The 20,588-nt window shown below is 62.8% G+C and carries 17 protein-coding genes and 1 pseudogene; 10 read left to right on the top strand and 8 right to left on the bottom strand.

What is annotated here, in order from left to right; all coding sequences use genetic code 11:
• Window positions 1-244 precede the first annotated feature (244 nt).
• The 7 genes from jag to ABSB13_RS13070 all read right to left on the bottom strand — a co-directional run bounded on the left by jag (window position 245) and on the right by ABSB13_RS13070 (window position 5,551).
• Window positions 245-1,288: an RNA-binding cell elongation regulator Jag/EloR gene (gene jag, locus ABSB13_RS13100; RefSeq protein ID WP_428109198.1), complete on the bottom strand. Its 1,044-nt coding sequence runs from the start codon at window positions 1,286-1,288 to the stop codon at window positions 245-247.
• Complete coding sequence (gene yidC / locus ABSB13_RS13095; RefSeq protein ID WP_428109196.1) at window positions 1,285-3,015, bottom strand: membrane protein insertase YidC; 1,731 nt, start codon at window positions 3,013-3,015, stop codon at window positions 1,285-1,287. The genes jag and yidC overlap by 4 nt, the downstream gene beginning before the upstream one ends.
• Before the next feature lie 11 nt (window positions 3,016-3,026).
• Window positions 3,027-3,356 (bottom strand): membrane protein insertion efficiency factor YidD, encoded by a 330-nt coding sequence (gene yidD, locus ABSB13_RS13090; protein ID WP_428109194.1) that lies wholly within the window; start codon window positions 3,354-3,356, stop codon window positions 3,027-3,029.
• Complete coding sequence (rnpA, locus tag ABSB13_RS13085; protein WP_428109191.1) at window positions 3,356-3,760, bottom strand: ribonuclease P protein component; 405 nt, start codon at window positions 3,758-3,760, stop codon at window positions 3,356-3,358. Before rnpA ends, yidD begins: the two co-directional genes overlap by 1 nt.
• A gap of 5 nt (window positions 3,761-3,765) precedes the next feature.
• Window positions 3,766-3,924 carry a 50S ribosomal protein L34 gene (gene rpmH, locus ABSB13_RS13080; RefSeq protein WP_331961584.1) on the bottom strand — a complete coding sequence of 53 codons (159 nt, stop codon included), beginning with the start codon at window positions 3,922-3,924 and terminating at the stop codon, window positions 3,766-3,768.
• A gap of 226 nt (window positions 3,925-4,150) precedes the next feature.
• Window positions 4,151-4,954 (bottom strand): hypothetical protein, encoded by an 804-nt coding sequence (locus ABSB13_RS13075; protein ID WP_428109188.1) that lies wholly within the window; start codon window positions 4,952-4,954, stop codon window positions 4,151-4,153.
• Between the two features lie 330 nt (window positions 4,955-5,284).
• Window positions 5,285-5,551, bottom strand: a complete 267-nt coding sequence (locus tag ABSB13_RS13070; protein ID WP_428109186.1) for a hypothetical protein — start codon at window positions 5,549-5,551, stop codon at window positions 5,285-5,287.
• A gap of 457 nt (window positions 5,552-6,008) precedes the next feature.
• On the opposite strand from ABSB13_RS13070, the gene mnmE reads away from it, so the two are divergent.
• On the top strand, window positions 6,009-7,523 hold the full coding sequence (gene mnmE, locus ABSB13_RS13065; protein ID WP_428109184.1) for a tRNA uridine-5-carboxymethylaminomethyl(34) synthesis GTPase MnmE: 1,515 nt from the start codon (window positions 6,009-6,011) through the stop codon (window positions 7,521-7,523).
• Window positions 7,524-8,058: 535 nt separating this feature from the next.
• Here the strand turns inward: mnmE and ABSB13_RS13060 are convergent.
• Window positions 8,059-9,144 (bottom strand): hypothetical protein, encoded by a 1,086-nt coding sequence (locus tag ABSB13_RS13060; RefSeq protein WP_428109181.1) that lies wholly within the window; start codon window positions 9,142-9,144, stop codon window positions 8,059-8,061.
• 535 nt (window positions 9,145-9,679) lie between these two features.
• On the opposite strand from ABSB13_RS13060, the gene mnmG reads away from it, so the two are divergent.
• From mnmG to ABSB13_RS13015, 9 genes and pseudogenes are all read left to right on the top strand, one after another.
• On the top strand, window positions 9,680-11,557 hold the full coding sequence (gene mnmG, locus ABSB13_RS13055; protein WP_428109179.1) for a tRNA uridine-5-carboxymethylaminomethyl(34) synthesis enzyme MnmG: 1,878 nt from the start codon (window positions 9,680-9,682) through the stop codon (window positions 11,555-11,557).
• A gap of 203 nt (window positions 11,558-11,760) precedes the next feature.
• Window positions 11,761-12,486, top strand: a complete 726-nt coding sequence (gene rsmG / locus ABSB13_RS13050; protein WP_428109177.1) for a 16S rRNA (guanine(527)-N(7))-methyltransferase RsmG — start codon at window positions 11,761-11,763, stop codon at window positions 12,484-12,486.
• A gap of 355 nt (window positions 12,487-12,841) precedes the next feature.
• The gene (locus tag ABSB13_RS13045) at window positions 12,842-13,657 is read left to right on the top strand and encodes a ParA family protein (protein ID WP_428109175.1); all 816 of its coding nucleotides are present in this window, start codon (window positions 12,842-12,844) and stop codon (window positions 13,655-13,657) included.
• A 354-nt stretch (window positions 13,658-14,011) separates the two neighbouring features.
• On the top strand, window positions 14,012-14,962 hold the full coding sequence (locus tag ABSB13_RS13040; protein ID WP_428109173.1) for a ParB/RepB/Spo0J family partition protein: 951 nt from the start codon (window positions 14,012-14,014) through the stop codon (window positions 14,960-14,962).
• 298 nt (window positions 14,963-15,260) lie between these two features.
• On the top strand, window positions 15,261-15,743 hold the full coding sequence (locus ABSB13_RS13035; RefSeq protein ID WP_428109171.1) for a DUF952 domain-containing protein: 483 nt from the start codon (window positions 15,261-15,263) through the stop codon (window positions 15,741-15,743).
• A gap of 334 nt (window positions 15,744-16,077) precedes the next feature.
• Complete coding sequence (locus ABSB13_RS13030) at window positions 16,078-17,829, top strand: ice-binding family protein (protein WP_428109168.1); 1,752 nt, start codon at window positions 16,078-16,080, stop codon at window positions 17,827-17,829.
• A gap of 812 nt (window positions 17,830-18,641) precedes the next feature.
• The gene (locus tag ABSB13_RS13025) at window positions 18,642-19,184 is read left to right on the top strand and encodes a hypothetical protein (protein WP_428109166.1); all 543 of its coding nucleotides are present in this window, start codon (window positions 18,642-18,644) and stop codon (window positions 19,182-19,184) included.
• 412 nt (window positions 19,185-19,596) lie between these two features.
• A complete protein-coding gene (locus ABSB13_RS13020; RefSeq protein ID WP_428109164.1) occupies window positions 19,597-20,121 on the top strand; it encodes a collagen-like triple helix repeat-containing protein in 525 nt (174 codons plus the stop codon).
• A 19-nt stretch (window positions 20,122-20,140) separates the two neighbouring features.
• Window positions 20,141-20,588, top strand: a pseudogene (locus ABSB13_RS13015) (hypothetical protein); the annotation flags it as partial.

Raw genomic sequence — 20,588 nt, 5'->3', positions numbered from 1 at the left:
CATTGGAGTGCTCCATGCCCAAATCCCGCTTGACTATCAACACAGTCGCTGCACCCACTGTGGTGAAAAGACGCGAAAATCTGCGCAGCGCATCTTTTCGCGACTACGCGACGGAAGGGACCGCGCGCGACAACGGAGCGCGGCCTTAACATTGGGTGCAGGGGTCACCCCTGCCGCGCGCGACAACGGAGCGCGGCCTTAACGGTGGGTGCAGGGGTCACCCCTGCCCCTGCCCCGCGCTGCCTCACACGATCCGCTTCTGCCCGTGCTTGAATCCGCCCTGTTCGCCAATCGCCTCGTTACCGCGCTCAGGCTCTATCCGTTCGCGCTCGCGTTGCGATTCGCGTTCAGGCTCGCGCCGCCGTCCCCGCGGCGGTGCCTCTGCGCGCGGCTCACGACGGCCGCTCTCGGCAGGGATTATTTCGATCGATCGCAGCAACCCGTCACCGGCCGAGCGCGTCGTGATCATCGGATCATCCTTGAGCGCCAGATGCACCACGCGCCGATCGCGCGCCGGCATCGGATCGAGGCGCAGCGGCTTGTGCTCGCGCTTGGCCTGCTCACCGATCGACAGCGCCATCCGATGCAATTGCTGGCGGCGCCGCGCGCGATACGATTCAGTCTCCAGTGAAATCGGCGCCGCATCCTTGATTCGCCGCGCCAGGATCCGATTGACGATGTACTCGAGCGCGTCGAGGGTCTGTCCATGGCGCCCGATGAGAATTCCCGAACCGTCGCCCTTTATTTCGAGCTCGACCGTCTCCGCGTCCACTTCTATCTGCCGCACCTCGCTGCGCTCGCCCATCGCCTCGAGGACCTGCTTGAGGATTACCATCGCCTCCCGGCGCTGCTCCTCGACATCGGCGCTTTTGCGCGCCGCCGTGGCGCTGATGTCGTTGTTCTCGTCACCTGGCGTCGGCGGCTGGTTCGCGCTACGCGCGCCTGGTTCGCGCGCGTCGTTACGCCCGCGCGGTTGATTCCCGCGCCCGCGAGACCGCCGATCAGGCGCGGCTTCCTTGCGCGCTGGCGCCGCCGCTTGCGCGACTTGGGGGACTTGGGGGACCTGCGGGTCCGATCCCGCTTGCCCGCCCCCGGCGCCCGCCTGTGCGCGCTTGCGCGTTACTCGCACCCGCGCTTGGCGCGCGCCCAGTCCGAGCACGCCCGCGCGCGCCGTGGCGAGCACTTCGATCGTAACCTCGTCCTCGCGCGCGCCGAGCTGCTCGAGGGCTTCCATAGTCGCCTCTTCTACCGAGGCGGCCGCTAATTCTATCGAGTCGACATTGCTCATGTGGCCGGGGTGTATTGTTGGAATTCGAGGTTGAGGAAATATTGCTGGATAACTCCCAGCAGGTTCGACGAAAAATAGTACAACACCAGTCCCGCCGGAAAGTTTATAAACATGATAGTGAAAATCAACGGCGTCAGCATCATCATCCTCTGCTGATTCGGATCCGGCGAGGTCGGCGTCATGTACTGCTGGATAAAAGTGGTCGCGCCCATCAGCAGCACCAGCACTGGCAGCCCGTGGCAATGCATCAGCGGCAACTGCGGCAGCCCGGGTATATGCAAACAGTCGGGTGATGACAAATCATTTATCCAGCCGACGAACGGCGCGTGGCGCAGCTCGATCGAGTTCATCAGCGCCTCGTACAGCCCGATGAAAATCGGCAACTGCAGCGCCATCGGTGCGCATCCGCCCAGCGGATTGACGTGATTGCGCTTGTAGAGATCCACCATCTCCTTCTGCAACTGCTCGTTGTTGTCCTTGTACTTTTCGCGCAGCCGCGTCATCTGCGGCTGCAGCCGCTGCATCTTCATCATCGAGCGCTGGCTTTTGATCGATATCGGCAGCAATGCAATCCGGATGAGGACCGTCAACAAAACGATATCGACCCCGTAGTTGGGCGCGACGTAGTGAAACAGCTTCAGCGCGCGCAGAAAGATGATCGCCAGGATTCCCGCCCAGCCGAAATCGATCGCCTTGTGCAGCGCCGGATTTACCGCTTCCAGAGCCTCCAGCAGCTTCGGCCCCATGTAGATTTCGCTATGGATTCGCGCCGCGCCGTCGAACAGCACTCGCGCGATCGCCTCGTCACCCGCGTACGCCATCGCGAGCGTGCCGGCTGCCGGCCCCGCCGGCAGAAATACCGCCAGAAAATACCGATCGCCGAAGCCCGCGTACGTGATCGCGCCCGCCACCGCCGCCTCTTCCGGCTTGAGCTTCTTCAGGTTCTTCTCGTTCTCGGTGATTACCTTGTTGCCAACGTCGGCCTGCAACTCGGGGATATCGTAGTACCCCTGATGCGCGGTTAGCGGCTGGCTCATCGAGACCCCAATTTGATCAGGCGCAGGGCCCCCCGCGACCGCCACCTCCATCGAAAACACGTAGCTGCTCGCCCGGAAGCTGAAAGTCTTGGTGATAGTGGTGCCGTCCGCCGTCGTGGCCACAAAGGTCGCCGTCGCGTCCGCTCCCGCCGCCGGCTTGATTTGCGCGGGCGCGCTCGTCGCGTAGCTCAAATCGCGGTCGTCGAGGACCTGCCCGCCGCGGGTCATCACCGCGCCGAGCGGCAGATGCCCTCCCGTCTGGACCTGCACCATCTCGTAGGGCGGACTGTCCTTGGCCGCGTTCTGCCGATAACGCCGCAGGGTAAAACTCTTGAGCCGCGCGCCGCGAGTCGTGAACACCGCGACGTAAAAATCGCTGTCCACCTCGACGGTTTTCTCAGCCGCGACCGCCGCCGACGGCGCCATCGCGATCGACTGCTGCCCGCTTTCGATCGCGGCGCTGGCGACTGCGCCGGGAGCCGCAGCGCCGGTGGCGACTGCCGATGCTGCCGTTCCCTGCCCGTTGCCGAGCGCCTGCCCCTGTGCGGCCTTGGCCGCTTTCGCCTGCTCGGCGGCCTGCTGCTGCTGTTCGGTAGGCGGCGGAAAAAATCGCTTCAGCACCAGCTCCTGGTAGGCGACTACCAGTACTATCGACAAAACTACCGCGATCAGAACTCGACTCGAATCCAATTAACTAATTCCTATTCAAACTTCTGACTGGCCGTCAGGCCGCATCTATTCTTAACATCGGGTGCAGGGGTCACCCCTGCCACGGGATCGTACCCATGCCCGCCCATCGGATTGCATCGCGCGATTCGCCAAATCGCCATGGCACCGCCGCGAACGATCCCGTAATGCGCGATCGCGTCGCGCGCGTATGCCGAGCAACTCGGCTCGAAGCGGCACGCCGGTCCGTTGAGCGCATGGATTACCGGCGAGATCGCCGCGCGATAGATCGCGATCGCGCCGGCAGCCGCCAGTCGTGGCGACCACGACGCCTTGAATCGATCCGATGTTTCCGCACGCGCCATCAATTGCGCCCGGCGACAGCGCCTTTGGCCGCTATTCGTCCGCTCAGGTTGCGCGCCGCCATGGTAAGTTCATTGTTGATCGCCGGCGACGCGAGCGTGGCCGCGCCGGCGCGCGCGATTACGACTAGCGACGTACCCGCTGGAAGATTATCGCGAATTGCCCGCCTGAAAATCTCGCGGACGCGCCGCTTCACCCGGTTCCGCGCCACCGCGATTCCGACCCGCCGCGACACCGTCACGCCCAGCCGCGAGCGCGATGGCTCGTCGTCGGGATTACCCGCCAGATTACCCGCATAGACCACGAAGTGGGGGCTCTGGAATCGCACGCCGGCGCGCTGGAGGCGGATGAATTCCGCGCTTCGATGCAGCCGGTCTGCCGCCGCGAAGCTCAAATGCGAGCGCACTGAGCTTAGCCCGGCTGCTTGGGCGGTATCGAGATTGCCAGGCGCGTGCGGCCCTTCGCGCGGCGGCGCTTGAGCACCTTGCGTCCGCCCGGCGTGGCCATCCGCGCCAGGAATCCATGGGTTCGTTTGCGTCGGCGGTTGTGAGGCTGGTAGGTCCTTTTCATTGCTCGTGGCTCGCGGCCAAAAAAACCTTCATTCGGGTTTGTATTCAGACCGATTCGATCGGTTGCAGGTCGGGGGGTCTTTTATTCCGGCTCGATTTTTTTTGGATGGATTACTGTTTCGATCGACCCCGAACACGCAATCGAACCATACCGCGCGCCTTTGAGCAAGCTCTCGATTGCGCGCGGCCCTCCCAATCTCGCCGTTGCGGGCGCGGCTTCGAAGATTTCAGATGCCGTATTGATGGAGCAGGGCCTGGCGCAGCCGGGTGAAATGGATCGAGCCGGCCCGATACTGAACCTTTTGCGCATTGGATAGACTGGCGCGATCGAGGCCGGTCTGCCGCCAAAAGTCGCCCGTCGCCGCATGGACGCCCGACCCGAGGCGCTGTTCGGCGGTCTGGATCGTCATGGGCTCGATCTCACGGAAAAATTTCAGTGCGGCGGTGCGCGGGTACATCGCCAGGCTCACCGAGATGTCGGCGGCCAGTTCGAGCGGATCGTCGAGATGCGATTCGAAACCGGTATAGAGCGAAGGGGGCCGCGGATGCGTGTGCGTCCCGAACAGTGTCGCGATCACGTGATGCCCGACCTCGTGGCCGAGCGCCATTGCCGCCGCGGTGCGATGATGCGCGGCGTTGACGCAGATCAGCGGGCGCTTTTGCAATCCGGGGCCACGGCTCAAGTAGAAGCCCCACAGCGCCAGGCCGGAGGGCCACGACAATCTGGCAACCCGGAAATCGGCGCCCAGGCGGGCACTCATGCTGGTGGCTCGATCGCATAATTCCCTCATCGAGCCGTACCGGATCGCCTCGTGGTTCAAGCGGGGCTCCGCCTTGCGGGCCTCCCGGAGAATCTCGCGCACGTCAGAACGGGTGAAAGAGTTGCGCAGCGAACGGCAGTATTGACTATCGGTCATCTCGTCGCGCGCGGCCGGTGATGCGAGCAGCCGGCGACGGCGGGTATGGTCGGCGGCGGCGATAAACTCGCCTGCAAGACCATCGATGCTCGAAATGCGCCTGCTTCTAGCCACGCAGGGTAGTGCCCCCTCCAGCACTTGGTAAGTCACTATAGCGAAAACTGCTAAATTAGTCCAAGGCAGGCAACTAGGCAGTCAAGCAAGCCGCTCCGGCGCAATTCCAGGCAAAAGGCCGACGCTGATGCCGGCGCTGTCAGTGTCTTAATTACGTCAGCACCGTCAGCCCAGTCAGGATGTTCCGTCTGCGGCGCGCGTGAGCGTGCAGATTTCACGGGCACACGGCGGGTGAGGGTTCTGCTTGCGAGCGCTGCGCTCTTTTTCTTGTGTTATTCCGAGCGCAGTCTGCGGAGCCGAGGGACCCCCCGGATGCGTTCTTCGCCCTGCCTACTCCGCTTTCAGCCGCGGATCGTCGGCCTGCACGCAAATCGAGTACGAATACCGCTCGCCGGAAACGTTGGCGCTATCGCTCTTCTCCGCTGCGGTCACAATCGCCCGATAATTCTCGCAGCTCTCCTGCGAGGCGAAGCTATCGACTTGCTCCCACTGCGACAGCGGCGTCTGGCGCTGCAATCCATCGCGCGCACAATCCATCGACGGAGCCATCAGAAGCCAACCCGCCACCGCGACCGCCGCAAGATGCCCGAACTTCATCAGCTTGCTTATCGCTATATTCCAGCCCGCCCGCAAGCTTTGTGCAGGGGTGACCCCTGCACCCACTGTTAATCGAAAAGTCCGCCGAAGCGCCCTTTTCTCTCAAGGCCGAGAGCGAAAGACCGTCCTCGGGATTTCGCGATGGACCCTGCGGTGCAGGGCTGAGCCCTGTCCGTCGCCACAGCCCGCGCCCGCCAACGGCGGGCGGCCTTAATACCGGGTGCAGGGGTCACCCCTGCCGCGCGACAGAAGAATCACCTGCGCGGTGGGCGGCAGGGGCTGACCCCTGCACCCACTGTTAATCGAAAAGTCCGCCGAAGCGTCCTTTTCTCTCAAGGCTGAGAGCGAAAGACCGTCCTCGGGATTTCGCGATGGACCCTGCGGTGCAGGGCTCAGCCCTGCCCAAGGAGGTGCGGAACCCAAGGTGGGTTCCGCATATAATTAAGTCTCTTTCTCTATGTATGCCGCCGACACGATCGTAGCGCCCGCCACTGCGCCGGGAATCGGCGCCGTCGCGATCGTCCGCCTGTCCGGGCCGCGCGCATTCGAAATCCTCGACGCGATCTTCCGCCCCGCGCATCATGCCGACCTCACGCCGCGAACGATGCGCCTGGGCGACGTCGTCGATCCCGCAACCGGCGCACGCATCGATCGGGCGCTCGCGGTCGTGATGCGCGGTCCGGCCAGCCTGACCGGCGAGGATGTAGCCGAAATCCAATGCCACGGGGGTCCATTCGTTGTCCGCCGCATCGTGGCGCTCGCCGTCGGCGCGGGCGCGCGGATGGCCGAGCCGGGAGAATTCACCCGCCGCGCATTTTTGAACGGCCGAATCGATCTCGCCGAGGCCGAGGCCGTTGCCGATATCGTCGCCGCTCGCAGCGAATCCGCACTGGCGATCGCGCTCGATCAACTCTCGGGCGCGCTTTCCGCACGCGTCGCTGAGCTTCGCGCCCAGGTCGTCGCGATTCGCGCGCATCTCGAAGTCGAGATCGATTTCTCCGACGAAGACATCCGCCTTCCGTCGCGGCGCGAGGTCGGCGCCGAGGTCGAGCGCCTCATCGCCGACGTTGCCGTGATACACGACAGCTTTGCGCGCGGCCTCCTGATGCGCGAGGGGGTGCGCGCCACCATCGTCGGCAAGCCCAACGCCGGCAAGTCGAGCCTTCTAAATCTATTGCTTGGCGCCGATCGCGCAATCGTCACGGCGATCGCCGGCACCACTCGCGACGTAATCGAGGACTCCGTTCAGCTCGGGCCCTACGCGCTGGTTCTCAATGACACCGCGGGCGTGCGCGACTCGGCCGACGACCTCGAGCGAATCGGAATCGAGCGCACGATGCGCTCGGCGCGCGACGCGGACCTGCTGATCGCGATGTTTGATTCGTCGCGGGCGCTTGAGTCCGCGGATCTCGACGTGATTCGCCTGACCGCCGGCCGCCCGGGACTGGCAATCCTCAACAAGCGCGATCTGCCCGCCGCGATCGCCGCCGCCGATCTTCGCGAGCACGGGATGGTCATTCCGATCCTGCCGTTCTCCGCGATTCAGCTTGAAGAAGCCGGCGCTCTGCGCGCCGAGTTGACCAAAGCAATCGCCGCCCTCGTCTCCCCTCCGTACCTCGCCCGTTCATCCACGACCGCGGGCGCCGAGCCTTCGCCCTCTTACCTCGCCCGTTCTTTCACGGGAGAGGCAGCCGAGCGCAGCGAGGCAGGTGAGGGTTCTGCTACGTCGCCTGCCGCACCGTCTTCATCCAACGCGCAACTGACGATCTCCCGCGAGCGTCATCGCGACGCGCTCTCGATAGCTCTGGGAGCGCTCAAGAATGCACGAAGCGCCGCGCTCTCGATGATGCCGCCGGAGATCGTGGCGGTGGACATAATGGCGGCGGCGACGGCGCTCGGATCGATCACCGGCGAGGTCAGCACCGAGGATGTGCTCGACGCTATCTTCCGCGACTTCTGCATCGGCAAATAGCAGGGGCTGACCCCTGCACCGCAGGGCCTGAGCCCTGCACCCAGTATTAGGGCCGCGCTCCGTTGTCGCGCGGCAGGGGTGACCCCTGCACCCAATGTTAAGGCCGCGCTCCGTTGGCGCGCGCGGCCCCTGCCGCGGCCGCGCAGTCTCTTAATACTGGCCAACCGTGCCAACGACCGGGCTTCGCCCTGTTAGAACAGGTTAAGGGGAAGACAGGCTGCTCTTTTTTTGTGTCATTCTAGAGCGAAGGCTGCCGAGATTGAGCCGAAGCCCTGAGTACTCGAAGGGGAAGAATCCCGGTCCCAGCGCTCCTTCCTTTTCTGTCATTCAGAGCGGAGTCTGCGCAGCGAAGAATCCCGGATCCGGGTTCCTTCGCTTCGCTCAGGATGACACAAAAAAAGTTCTAACAGGCCGCCCGCCGTTGGCGGGCGCGGCCCCGCACCCAAGCAGGGAAAAACCCAGTTGTCATTCTGAGCGAAGGCTGCTGTAGCGAAGAATCCCGGCTCCGGATTCCTTGATTCCGAGAAAGTCGGATCTAGGCCTGCTCTATTTTCATGACTTGCTCGCGGATTTCGGCCTTGTGCGGATCGAAGAAGCTTTTGAGTTCGGATTGCAAATTAACCGGGTCCCGCCAAATCCGGACGCGGTCCGGCGAAGCCCAAAATCGGCGAATTAGTTCGTCCGTTCGAAAGGATTCGAGGAAGGCCGAGTCTAGCAGCACGCGAAGATACGCGCCCCGCGCTATCAACTCGACCTGAAGTACGCGAAGAGTGGCTAGTAGCTCAGCATCATCGGCTGCCAGCGAGGGCCTCGTCCGCTGAAATGCAAGCCGCCAATCGTTTGAATGCTCGACCTGGCTGCGAAGCTCGTAGATTTCGTTGAGCAGGTGCTCTGCATGAGCGACCTTGGTGATGACTTTGCAACGATCGACAAACTGCTTCTGAGTTTTGCCCCGTTTCGGAGCTGTCAGCGCCTCGATCGCACGAACCAAAGCATGCAGGCGCAAATCGAGACGATGCTCCATAGTCGCCTGATCCCAATGGTCAAGGCCGCGCTGGAGCCGACTGAATTCATCGCGTCGAGCGAAAATCTTGTCCAGAGAGCGTGCCACGGCGTCCGCCGTTCCGAGGGCATGATCATCGATCGAAAAGATGCGCTCCCAAGGATGACTGGTTCTGGGGCGCATCATCGCCGCCTCTTCTCGAAACCGCCCCGCGTCGAATACCCTTCGGATTTCTAGGCCAGCGACATGACTCTCGAACGGATTTCCTTGGATGAGCAAAGCACGCAGACCGTTATATGCACGATCCTCGAATGTAGCGACCCTACGACCGGCTTCGCTAGACGCTGTTCGAGCCGTATGCGCATCGGACGCGACGACCGCCAGTCGAGTTTTGTTCAACTTGTCGAGGTTGAAGCTGCCAAGCAGCCCAGCCCAATGGTCGCCAACTGCAACAGGCGATTTGAAGTAGATGGCCGCATTGTGCAGGCGATAGGCGGAATGATTGTCTGGAGCCCCAAAGACGTACGGCCCAAGCGTTAGGCAAACGAATTCGTGATCGTCAGGGATCGCCTCGACGGAGACGGGCGGCGGTTCGCTGTCTAGAATGGGTCGCGTCACGCAGCAAAGTATGCGCCGACTACCCCCGGATGCTCAAACTTCTGAGGGCGCTCCGACCAATCCGGTGCCGGTTCTGCCGTCTACCTCACGGTACCTGCCCTTGCACATGGAGAAGAAAAAGATCCGGGGTCCCTCCGCTTCGGTCGGGATGACACAAAAAGAGGCCGCGCGAACGCGGAGAGCCGGGTTCCTTCGCTGCGCTCAGGATGACTCAAAAAAAGTTCTAGCAGGCCTCCGGCCGCGGCAGGCCCAGCGCGCGACAACGGGCAGGGGTGACCCCTGCACCCAATGTTAAGGCCGCGCTCCGTTGTCGCGCGCCTGGGCTCTTCTATCGCGTAGTCGCGAAGAGATGCGCTGCGCAGATTTTCGCGTCTTCTCACTGCGGTGCAGGGCTCAGCCCTGCCCAAGGAAGCGTGAAACCCACGGTGGGTTTCACATTCGACTCTTTGTAGTTATTTACTACTCCTAGGCGCACGAGGCGCGCGCGCCCCGCTTTGCACGAGGCGCGCGTGCGGGCCATAATCGCTGACTCGCAATGATCTACGACGTCATCATCGTCGGCGCCGGCCACTCCGGTATCGAGGCCGCGCTCGCCGCGGCCAGGATGGGTGCGAGCACCCTGATGCTCACGCTCAACCTCGATCATATCGGCCAGATGTCCTGCAACCCCGCGATCGGCGGCATCGGCAAGGGACACCTGGTCCGCGAGATCGACGCGCTCGGCGGCGAGATGGCTCTGGCGGCCGACGAGACCGGAATCCAGTTTCGCTTCCTCAACACGCGCAAGGGACCCGCGGTGCGCGCCCGCCGCGCGCAGGCCGACAAGGCCGCCTATCGCGCGCGCAGCAAGCGGGTGCTCGAGCAAGCGCCCAACCTGCAGATCCGGCAGGCGAGCGTCGAGCGCCTGATCGTCGCCGACGGCGCGGTGCGCGGCGTCGAGTCGCAGATCGGCGAGGTCTTCGAAGCGCGGACCGTCATCCTGACGACCGGCACGTTCCTCAAGGGCCTCATCCATATCGGGTTGAAGAATTATTCCGCGGGCCGCGCCGGCGATTTCGCCGCGATGGGCCTCAGCGACCATCTCGCGGATTTGGGCTTTCGAGTCGGCCGCCTGAAGACCGGGACCTGCCCGCGCCTCGACGCACGCACGATCGATTACTCGGCGCTGGAGATCCAGCCGGGCGACGAGCCGCCGCCGCCGTTTTCCTTCCGCACCGAGCGGATCGCGCAGCCACAGCTCCCCTGCCATCTGACGTTCACCAACGCGCGCACCCACGAAATAATCCGCGGCGGCATCGACCGCTCCCCGATGTACTCCGGGGTGATCCAGAGCAAGGGGCCGCGCTATTGCCCGTCGGTCGAGGACAAGGTGATGCGCTTCCGCGACAAGGAGCGCCATCAGATTTTCCTCGAGCCCGAGGGCCGCGACACGGTCGAGGTTTATCCCAACGGCCTGTCCACCAGCCTGCCGCTCGACGTGCAGCTCGCGATGGTTCGATCGATAGGCGGGCTCGAGCGGGCGGAAATAATGCGGCCCGGCTACGCGATCGAGTACGACTTCTGCGACCCGACGCAGCTGACGCCGTCGCTCGAGACCAAGCTGGTGCGCGGGCTGTTCTTCGCCGGCCAGATCAACGGCACGACCGGCTATGAAGAAGCGGCCGCGCAGGGGTTGATCGCGGGAATCAACGCCGCGCAAAAGGTCCGCGGCGAGCCGGCGCTCCTGTTGCGCCGCGACCAGGCCTATATCGGCGTGATGATCGACGACCTGGTGACGCGCGGGATCGGCGGCGAGCCGTACCGGATGTTCACCTCGCGCGCCGAGTACCGATTGCTGCTGCGCGAGGATAATGCCGATCGGCGGCTGTCGCCGATTGGCGAGCGCCTCGGATTGCTCGACGCGTCGGCCGGCGCGCGTGTGCGGGCCAAGACCGAGGCCGTGCGCCGCGAGATCGAACGCCTCAAATCGGCGCTGATCCCCGCCAGCGACGAGGTCAACGCGGCGCTTGCGGCGTCGGGCTCGACGCCAATCGCGCAGCCGGTGCGCGCAATCGAGCTGCTCAAGCGCCCCGAAATCGCCTACGACACCGTGCTCAAGATGGGCGGCGTCGATTCGGGACTGAACCTCGACGAAGCCGCGGAGCTGGAGACCGAGATCAAATACGAGGGCTACGTGCGGCGGCAGGCGGATGCGGTCGAGCGTTTTTCGCGCCTCGAGGACACGGCGATACCGGACTGGGTGGATTTCAAGGGCGTGATGGGTCTATCGACCGAGGTCTCGGAGCGCCTGTCTGCGGTGCGGCCGCGCTCGCTGGGGCAGGCGGCCCGGATGCCTGGAATTACGCCTGCGGCAATCTCGATCCTGGCCGTCCATATCAAGAGCCGGCGCGACCGTATCGTGCGGGCGATCTGACCGGCTCCAGAAACGTTTCACGTGAAAGCAGGGGCCAGCCCCTGCACCCTAGCCAGGAAAAAAAACGTTTCACGTGAAACATTTTCACGAATAATCTAATAAAATCAAGGCAAATATCGTTGGACATCGACGTTTCACGTGAAACGTTTTGAGCTGGGTGACGGACTCTCGTGAAACGTTTGGCGAAAAAGACGAGGAAAAAGTTGGCTAGCCCCGATGAAATCGCCGCGCAGGTGCGCGCTCAGCTCGCGCCCGCAATCTCGGCGATCGGGGTGATCGCGAAGAATTCCGAGTTCCTGAACCGAATCGAGCGGCTCGCCGCGACGCTCGCGCTGTGGGGTCCGAAGATCAACCTGACGGCGCATCCCAGCGACCCCGACGAGATCGTGTTCCACGTCTTCGACAGTATTATCCCGATCTCGATTGCGGTCAGCTCGAAGATCCTGCGGCTCAGCGCCCGGCTCGATCGCGAGCGGCGCTTTCTGGATATCGGCAGCGGCGCCGGCTTCCCGGGGCTCGTGATCGCCGCCGCGATTAACGCGCAGGTGACTCTCGTCGAGGCGCGCCGCAAGCGGGCGACATTCCTGAGCGAGGCCGCAGTCGAGATGGGGCTGCGCAACGTTCGGGTCGAGTGCGCGCGCGCCGAGTCGCTCGACGTCAGCGACGGCTTCGACCTCGTCACCGCACGCGCCGTCGGAAACCATCGTGGGATTTTCGAGATCGCCGGCCGCGGCTTGCATCCGGGCGGCGTGCTGATGCTCTACGCCAGCGCCGAGCAGAAGTTTGACGACGACGCGGGCGCGGCTGCGGCCGCCGGACTCGTCGATCCGTCGATCGCCGGATACGATTTGCGCCACGGCCGCAAGATGATGAGCCGCGCCGTCGCGACCTGGTGCAGGGGCCCTCGCATGCGCCCGAGTCAGGAATAAAACTTAATCGCCTGCGCGGCGGGCGGCAGGGGCTGACCCCTGCACCCACTGTTAATCGAAAAGTGCGCCGAAGCGCCCTTTTCTCCCAGGGCTGAGAGCGAAAGACGCGCTTCGCGGATTTCGCGATTAACCCAAGGTACAGGGCTGTGCCCTGCCGCCCCGCGCGTAGCGATCCGCTTCCCTGCACGTTTCACGTGAAACGTTCGATCTAGAAAACCTCGTTAATTCAAGCGGTTGCGTAAATTCGTTCGCGCGATTTGATTTTGCGCGATCGCGGGGATTTAATGGTTTGCGAGCCGAATGTTTCACGTGAAACGTTAGCGCGGTCCGGATCGAGTTTTTCTTCTTTGCGAGGGTGCAGGGGCAAGTCCCTGCGGGGCAGGTCGTGGGGCGGGTAATCGCAATAGCCAATCAGAAAGGCGGCGTCGGCAAGACCACGACGGCGATCAATCTCGCCGTCGCGATAGCCGATACGGGACGGCGCGTCCTGCTGGTCGATCTCGATCCGCAGGGCAACGCCACTTCCGGTATCTGCCCGCCCCAGGACGTCAGCGCCGCGCGCGGCGAGGGCAAGACTATCTACCAGGCGCTGGTCGGCGGCTTGGCGATCGCGGAGATTCTCCGGCAGGTGAGGCCGACGCTGTCACTGGCGCCGGCGGGCGACGACTTGGTCGGCGCCGAGATCGAGCTGGTGACGATGGAGGGTCGCGAGCGGCGCTTGCGAGCGCTCCTGGAGCCAGTGCGCGGCGAATATAACTATGTTTTAATTGACACGCCGCCGTCGCTCGGAATTCTCACGCTCAACGCGCTGGTCGCGGCGGATTCGGTGCTGGTGCCGATGCAATGCGAATACTACGCGCTCGAGGGCCTGAGCGCGTTGCTCGGCACTATCAACAAGGTCAAGGCGGCGCTGAGGCCGGGACTCGAGATCGAGGGCCTGGTGCTCACGATGTTCGACATGCGAAATCGCCTCAGTCACGAAATCTCAGCGGAAGTCAGAAAGCATTTCCCGGAGAAAGTTTTCCGCAGCGTGATTCCACGCAGCGTGCGGATGTCGGAAAGCCCCAGTCATGGACTGTCCGTGCTCGAATACGAGTCGAAGTCGGCCGGCGCAGAAGCCTATCGCGCGCTGGCCGCGGAAATCATGGCGCATCGAGAGGAGAGCAGGTGAGGAACTTAATTGTATGCGGAACCCACCGTGGGTTCCGCACCTCCTTGGGCAGGGCTGAGCCCTGCACCGCAGTGAGAAGACGCGAAAATCTGCGCAGCGCATCTTTTCGCGACTACACGATGGCAAGGGTGACCCATGGCCGTGGCGACGGCAGCGCAGGGTAAATCGCGAAATCCCGAGGACGGTCTTTCGCTCTCAGCCTTGAGAGAAAAGGACGCTTCGGCGGACTTTTCGATTAACATTGGGTGCAGGGGTCAGCCCCTGCCGCCCACCGCGCAGGTGATTAGCGTGCAGCGGGGATCTGGTGCGGAATGTAGCGGCGATCACGATCGCGAATAACAAAGGATGAAGAGGATGATGCGGAAACCATTGGGACGCGGGCTCGATGCGCTGATCGGCACGGCGGCGGTGGAAACTGAAATTGGCGCGGATGCCGGCATCGGCAACGACAGCGCCGGCGGCGCCGGTGCGCATTTCAGGATGGCGCCGGTCGCCAGTATCACCGCGGGTCCGTTTCAGCCGCGGATAAATTTCGACAAGGACCGGCTGGCCGAGCTTACCCGCGCGATCCAGAGCCAGGGGATTATCGAGCCGCTGATCGTGCGGCGGATCGCGGGCGCGCCGGCGGCGGGGGAAAGCGACGGGCCGCGTTACGAGCTGATCGCGGGCGAGCGGCGGCTGCGTGCGGCGCGCGCGGCGGGTCTGGAAGCGGTTCCGGTCGTGGTGCGGGAACTCGACGATCGCGCGGCGCTGGAGATGTCGCTGGTCGAGAATATCGTGCGCGAGGATCTCAACGCGGTCGAAGAAGGACTCGCGTTTTTTCGGCTCGTCGAGCATTTCGAGCTGACCCATGACGAGATCGCGGCGCGCGTCGGCAAGAGCCGTCCCTATGTCGGCAACGCGATTCGATTGCTGGAACTGCCGCAGCCAATCCTGACGATGATTGCGAAGGGAGAGCTCAGCGCGGGGCAGGCGCGGCCGCTGCTCGCGATCCAGTCGCCCGACGCACAGCTGTCGGCGGCGCGGCGGATCGCGGCGGTCGGAATCTCGGCGCGCGGCGCCGAAGAGATCGCCATCGCGCATCGCCCACGTATCGCGAAAACCGCATCCGCCCGATCCGCCGCCGATGCGAATCTCAACGCGCTGGCCGAAGGCCTGCAACGCGCGCTCAAGCGCAAGGTCAGGATTTTCAAGCGGCGCGGGCGAAGTCCGGGACGAATCGAAATCGATTACTACGACGATAACGATCTGACCGCGGTCGCCGAGATGCTGCTGGGGAATTCGCGCGCCGCATTGCGCGCGTAGGCAGCGGTGACCGCGCGCGAGAGAAGAATCACCTGCGCGGTGGGCGGCAGGGGTGACCCCTGCACTCGGTGAAAAGACGCGAAAATCTGCGCAACGCACCTTTTCGCGACTACACGATGGGCAGGGGTGAGCAGGGATGAGCCGTGCACCCAGTATTAAAACAAAGATGCGGCCTGACGGCCGGTCAGGACTTTTTTTGAGTCATCCTGAGCGAAGCGAAGGAACCCGGATCCGGGATTCTTCGTTACAGCAACTTTCGCTCTAGAATGACACGAGAGAAGCGAGGCCGGTTAGAAGTATGAGTGAGGAGAGAAGAAATCCTGGCCAGGGTGCAGGTGCAGGCCCCTGCCATATCGTGAAGCGGAGTGAGTGGGCGCGTGCCGTTGCGCGGGGGACGTATGCGCCGGCGAGCTTGCGCGCGGAAGGGTTTATCCATTGCTCGACTGTCGCGCAGCTGGTCGATACTGCGAACCGCTTTTATCGCGGGTATCATGGGCTCCTCGTGTTGTGTATCGACGAATCGCGGCTGAAGGCGGAGTTGAAGTACGAAGCCGCAGGGGTGACCCCTGCACTCAGTATTAAGGCCGCCCGCCGTTGGCGGGCGCGGCCCCTGCCACGGCTTAACAGTGCGCCGCCGTCGCCGGGCGAGCTGTTCCCTCATCTGTATGGGGAGCTGAACGTCGATGCGGTCGCGCGGGTGGTCGAGTTGCCGTGCGAGGCGGACGGATCGTTTCGATTGCCAGCCGCGATGGCAGGGGTCACCCCTGCACCGCAGGGCTGAGCCCTGCACCCACTGTTAAGGCCGCCCGCCGTTGGCGGGCGCGGCCCCTGCCCAAGGCTTAAATCTGCGCTGCCATCCGGCCGGCGAGCGGGCGCGCGGAAGGGTTGATCGAATCGGTGGTCGAAACCCGAGACCCAAAACAACCATGCCGGATTGATCGTTAACTTTTGTCCCGTAGAGAACTCTTTTCGCATGGTGTCGCCGACACCTCCACTGTAAGTTAGCGGAAGTTGAGAAAACAAAAAGTAGGAATCGAGTCCGAAGTTAATTCAGCCGGGTAGCGGATGTTGCTGCTCGGCTTTTGACCGCGTTTGCCTAGAGGCGGGAGGTAGTTATGAAGAATTTAGTTGCAAGCCGAGTTGATGAGCCGAGGAAATACTCATCGCCAATCACCCGGCCTTTGCTGTTAATGTCGATGTTGTTGGTTTCGATTCTGGTGTTTCCAGGATCGATGCAAGCTGCGACCCTCCCTCCGCTTGGAACGGCTGTCAATTTTGGCCTGCTAGGCGCCAGTACGGTCTCGAATACCGGCGCAAGCGTCGTTCAAGGCGATGTTGGAGTGTGGCCAGGGACGGCGATAGTTGGATTTCCGCCCGGGATCCTGACCGGGTCGCTTTACACTGGTCCTGGTCCCGGCCCTGCGGAGACAGCCCAGGCGGACGCCTCCACCGCGTACACTGATGCTGCTGGAGAACCCTGCAATACCGATCTGACCGGGGTGGATCTCGGGACTGTCAGCACCGCGGGCGCCCCACTCCTTCCAGGGGTGTACTGTTTCTCCACTTCAGCCCAATTGACCGGGACGCTTTACCTTGATTTTAGCGCTCCTGCTAGTGTCTTCATCTTCCAGATAGGCAGCACGCTCACCACGGCGAGCAACTCGAGCGTGGTGGCAGTTGGTACTCCGTCGTCGTGCAATAACGTCATCTGGCAGGTCGGCAGTTCTGCGACCTTGGGAACGGGTACCAGCTTCCTGGGAGACATAATTGCGTACGCTTCCATCACTGCTGACGGGACCGCAGGCGCATCGAACGAGGGCAGCCTGTGGGCTCTCAACGGCGCGGTGACACTTTCAGGCGCCACCACCGTTACAGCATGTCAAAGCAGTGCACCCCCGCCCCCCGGGCTTCCGTTCATACAGGCGCTGAAGTTCTGCGACCTCAATGCAGACGGTCTGCTCGATACGGGCGATCCTGGTATCAGGAACTGGGAGATTATATTCAGCCCCGATCCGAACCATTGCAGTGGGTTTACCAACGCGGCTGGACTACTCACGTGCGCCGGCCTCCCCTTCCCCGACATTTACGATGTGTACGAGGGCAGCCGGTCCAACTGCGTGCATACCGCGACCTGCATCAACGGCGTGTGCGGCGCTTGCACGACTAGCGGAGATCCATGCGGAAAGACCGCCGATTGTCCTTTGGGTGAGACCTGCGTGCCGAACTACCCACCTGCGAATCCCGTCGCGATCGATCTGACGAGCGCGACTTCGTACGATCAGGTGGAGTTCGGCAACGTCTGTCTGGGAACCGGCGGTGGGATGACGATGGCATTCTGGGCGTCCGCGAAAGGGCAGGCGCTGATAGATAGCGCCGACTTGACGTTGCTGGATGGTCTCTCTCTGGTCAATTTGAACGGAACGGCCTTCCATCCCAGCTCGAACGTGCAGCTCAAGAGCTGGCTGCTGGCCGCGACCAACACCAACATGGCGTACCTGCTCTCGGCCGAGCTCGCTGCGATGGAATTGAACGTGCAGCATGGCTATGTGAACGGTAGCGCGCTGGTATTGGCCGGGACGCCTCCGGGCGTATGCACTGTTCCAGGCCTGTCCGCCACCGGCTTTATTAGCATCGGCAACCTGATGGCCGACGCATCCGACCAACTCGCGGCAGCGGGCGGCAATTTGACGCTGGCTGGTAATCCCAAACGCGTATGCCAGACGTTCACGGAGAACGCACTGAATGTGACGAACAACAATCAGAACTTCGCTGGTTGTCCGACGCCTGTAGTACGGCCAACGACCTGTCCCACGGCGACTCCGACACCTGTGTGTCTAGGCAACCATAGCGCGGCAACTTGCTTGTGAGCAGCCTGTATCGCTGACGCCGACAACCGACGCTGTAGGCCGGCTTCCCTGAAGCCGGCCTACGAGGCGAGACGTGAATGGGGGGGAATCCTCGAGCGAGATGCGGACCGGCGTGGTCTGTTTCACTCAATCCACAGTCAGTGTACGACGGTGCCGAAGGGTTCGGCAAATGTGTTCAGGCTGGTTCCAATGGGAACCTTTCTTGAAAATGAATTTGCTCAAGACGGTTGACGTTGGGCATGGCTTTGTGGGAAAAGGATTCACGAAAATATCCGGGGGGCCGGATAAAATTTAGGGCTCTGCGGATTTTGTGCGAGGCAAGCCAGAAGCCGTTTTCTGGCGCGAGTTTCCAGGGAGGGACGGTAATGCATGTATCACTCAGGCATGCGCGACGCGTGATTTTTGGCGCCGCGCTGGGGGCGCTGTTACTCGCCGTTATGCCAGGCAGCGGTCAGGCGCAGACGTGTTCCGGCGGGATATGTGAAATCTGCATATCGCCGAAACACCAGACCGTAAACGTGCACGGCGGCAGCGCTTGCAAAGCACCCAACCGGTATTTCCAATGGCTTGCGGCCGGGGTGACGGGACCGACCGGGCCGATGGGCATCATGGGTCTGGAAGGACTACAAGGACCGACGGGACCATCTGGCCCGACGGGACCGCAGGGTCCGGTGGGACCGGGGGGTGCAGTCGGATTGGTTGGACCGACCGGGGCTACAGGTCCTGTGGGCCTAGCCGGTGAAACGGGTCAGCAGGGACCGCAAGGATTGCAAGGGGCAACGGGTCCAACGGGTCCGACGGGACCGTCGGGCGTGAACGGAATCAGCGGAACGCAAGGGTTCCTGCTGGTTGGCGGCAATCTGGGCGCTACGGTCCAAGGTTACAATCTTTCTGAGTACTCTAATGTATTTTTCCTGGGCAACGCGTCAACCACCCCTCCGGGGAACAGTCCTCTCTACTACGGCCCGGGCAACGGCGTTGACGCTATTCCCGACAGTGAAGCAGTGCCGATCGATGCTGGTACCGCCAGCCAACTCTTCGTGCAGGCCTCGGGCATTCCCGGAGACGGTCAGAGCTACACGTTTGACCTATTGATAAACGGTAATCCTACGCCCGTTACATGCACGATCGGTCTTCCCCCGAACCCGGCGCTGACCCAGTGCAGCGACCTGGTTGATACGCAGGCCTATAACGCGGGCGATACCATCGAACTTGAAGGCACAGCATCGTGCTGCTCGAATCCGGCCAACGTGATGTGGTCAGTGGTTATCACGCAGACTAACCCGGTGAGCCTCCCAATCCCGCTCGCGTCGAAGGGGGGGAAGGCCGCCGTCATTACGATACCAGGACAGTGATCGCACGATGAGAGAGCAACAAGTAAGGCAGGGTACGAGAATGGCAACAGTCAGGGAGGGGACCAGAATGCCTCAATCTTATAAGCACACGTGGCGCTGGCTCATCGGAGCATCGGCGGCTGCGATGTTGATAGCGAGTATCTCGCCGGCGGCAGACGCGCAGGAGATATCGCTCTGCATATCGAGGAAGGGCAAAATCGTTGGGATCGACATCCCGTGCGAGAACCATAACATCCGATTGGACTGGAACCTCCCCGGAGCGGCGGGTCTGCAGGGGCCGCAGGGTCCAACAGGCCCCACAGGTCCATTGGGCGCGGCGGGTCCCACCGGTTCGCAAGGCGCTGTAGGTGCAGCGGGTCTCCAGGGGCCGATGGGGTCGGTGGGTCTGACGGGGCCTGAGGGAGAGCAAGGAGTGACGGGCGCTGCAGGACCTACCGGAAATACCGGGCCGACGGGGTTTATCGGTGCGGCGGGACCTACGGGTCCTTCGGGCACCAACGGCTTCAATGGCGACTATATTACGACTCTGACCGGCGGCTCGCTGGGCGACACGGTCGGCGCGGATGCGAAAATCCAGTTGACCGATGCCCTCACCTACCCCCCCACAGCCCTCTATATGGGGCCGGGTAACGGAGCGGATTTCACCCAGTCGACAGTCGCAGTACCCGTTCCGGGTGGCATGGCGTCCGATCTGCAGGTCCAGCTGTCGGGGCCCCCGGGTGGTGCATACATATTCTTTGTACTGGACAACACTACCGTCACAGGCATTTCATGCGCAGTGATGGCCACCGACACGACCTGCTTTGACGACTCCGACACGTGGAGTTTCAATCCGGGCGACACGATCTCCGTTATGGCCTACAACTTCATAGGCAGTCCCGCCACGGTCGATGTGTCGTGGTCTCTGGATTACGCCCTACCCGCGCCCCCGATATAAGCGGTGCAGGAGTGGATGAATGAGTTCGTTAGCTGAACGTGGAACGGCCAGAGGGCAAAAGAAAATGGAGGGCGCCAACATGCCTGCTTCCTTGAAATTCGCGTGGCGCTGGATCGTCGGTGCGACCGCCGCCGCGATAATCGGCCTGGTAGCACTTCCAGGCGTTGGCCAGGCGCAAACTTTGTCGATTTGTATCAACGATGGCAACGGCAGAATCAGGGGCGTCGATGTCCCATGCCTCGCAACTCAGACCCAACTCTCGTGGCAAATCACTGGACCAACCGGAGCGACGGGACCGACCGGTCCGGCTGGATATGCCGGGCCGGCGGGTGCCCAAGGCCTGGCGGGTATTACAGGGGCGACGGGTCCGAGTGGGCCACAAGGAGCGGTGGGACCGCAGGGTGCGCAGGGTGTTGCCGGGCCGACGGGACCTACGGGCCCATCAGGAATTCAGGGTAATCCTGGAA

Source organism: Binatus sp. (SeqCode) (assembly GCF_050013435.1).
GTDB lineage: Bacteria > Desulfobacterota > Binatia > Binatales > Binataceae > Binatus.
The sequence above is the reverse complement of the archived record's forward strand: the minus strand, read 5'-3'. Positions and strand labels throughout refer to the sequence as shown.

What these genes read in the sequence shown, in the direction of transcription:
- ABSB13_RS13070 (WP_428109186.1), bottom strand. Translation starts at nt 5,551, where the DNA reads ATGAAGTTCGGGCATCTTGCGGCGGTCGCGGTGGCGGGTTGGCTTCTG.
- mnmE (WP_428109184.1), top strand. Translation starts at nt 6,009, where the DNA reads ATGTATGCCGCCGACACGATCGTAGCGCCCGCCACTGCGCCGGGAATC.
- yidD (WP_428109194.1), bottom strand. Translation starts at nt 3,356, where the DNA reads ATGGCGCGTGCGGAAACATCGGATCGATTCAAGGCGTCGTGGTCGCCA.
- ABSB13_RS13040 (WP_428109173.1), top strand. Translation starts at nt 14,012, where the DNA reads ATGATGCGGAAACCATTGGGACGCGGGCTCGATGCGCTGATCGGCACG.
- jag (WP_428109198.1), bottom strand. Translation starts at nt 1,288, where the DNA reads ATGAGCAATGTCGACTCGATAGAATTAGCGGCCGCCTCGGTAGAAGAG.
- mnmG (WP_428109179.1), top strand. Translation starts at nt 9,680, where the DNA reads ATGATCTACGACGTCATCATCGTCGGCGCCGGCCACTCCGGTATCGAG.
- rpmH (WP_331961584.1), bottom strand. Translation starts at nt 3,924, where the DNA reads ATGAAAAGGACCTACCAGCCTCACAACCGCCGACGCAAACGAACCCAT.
- ABSB13_RS13035 (WP_428109171.1), top strand. Translation starts at nt 15,261, where the DNA reads ATGAGTGAGGAGAGAAGAAATCCTGGCCAGGGTGCAGGTGCAGGCCCC.
- ABSB13_RS13030 (WP_428109168.1), top strand. Translation starts at nt 16,078, where the DNA reads ATGAAGAATTTAGTTGCAAGCCGAGTTGATGAGCCGAGGAAATACTCA.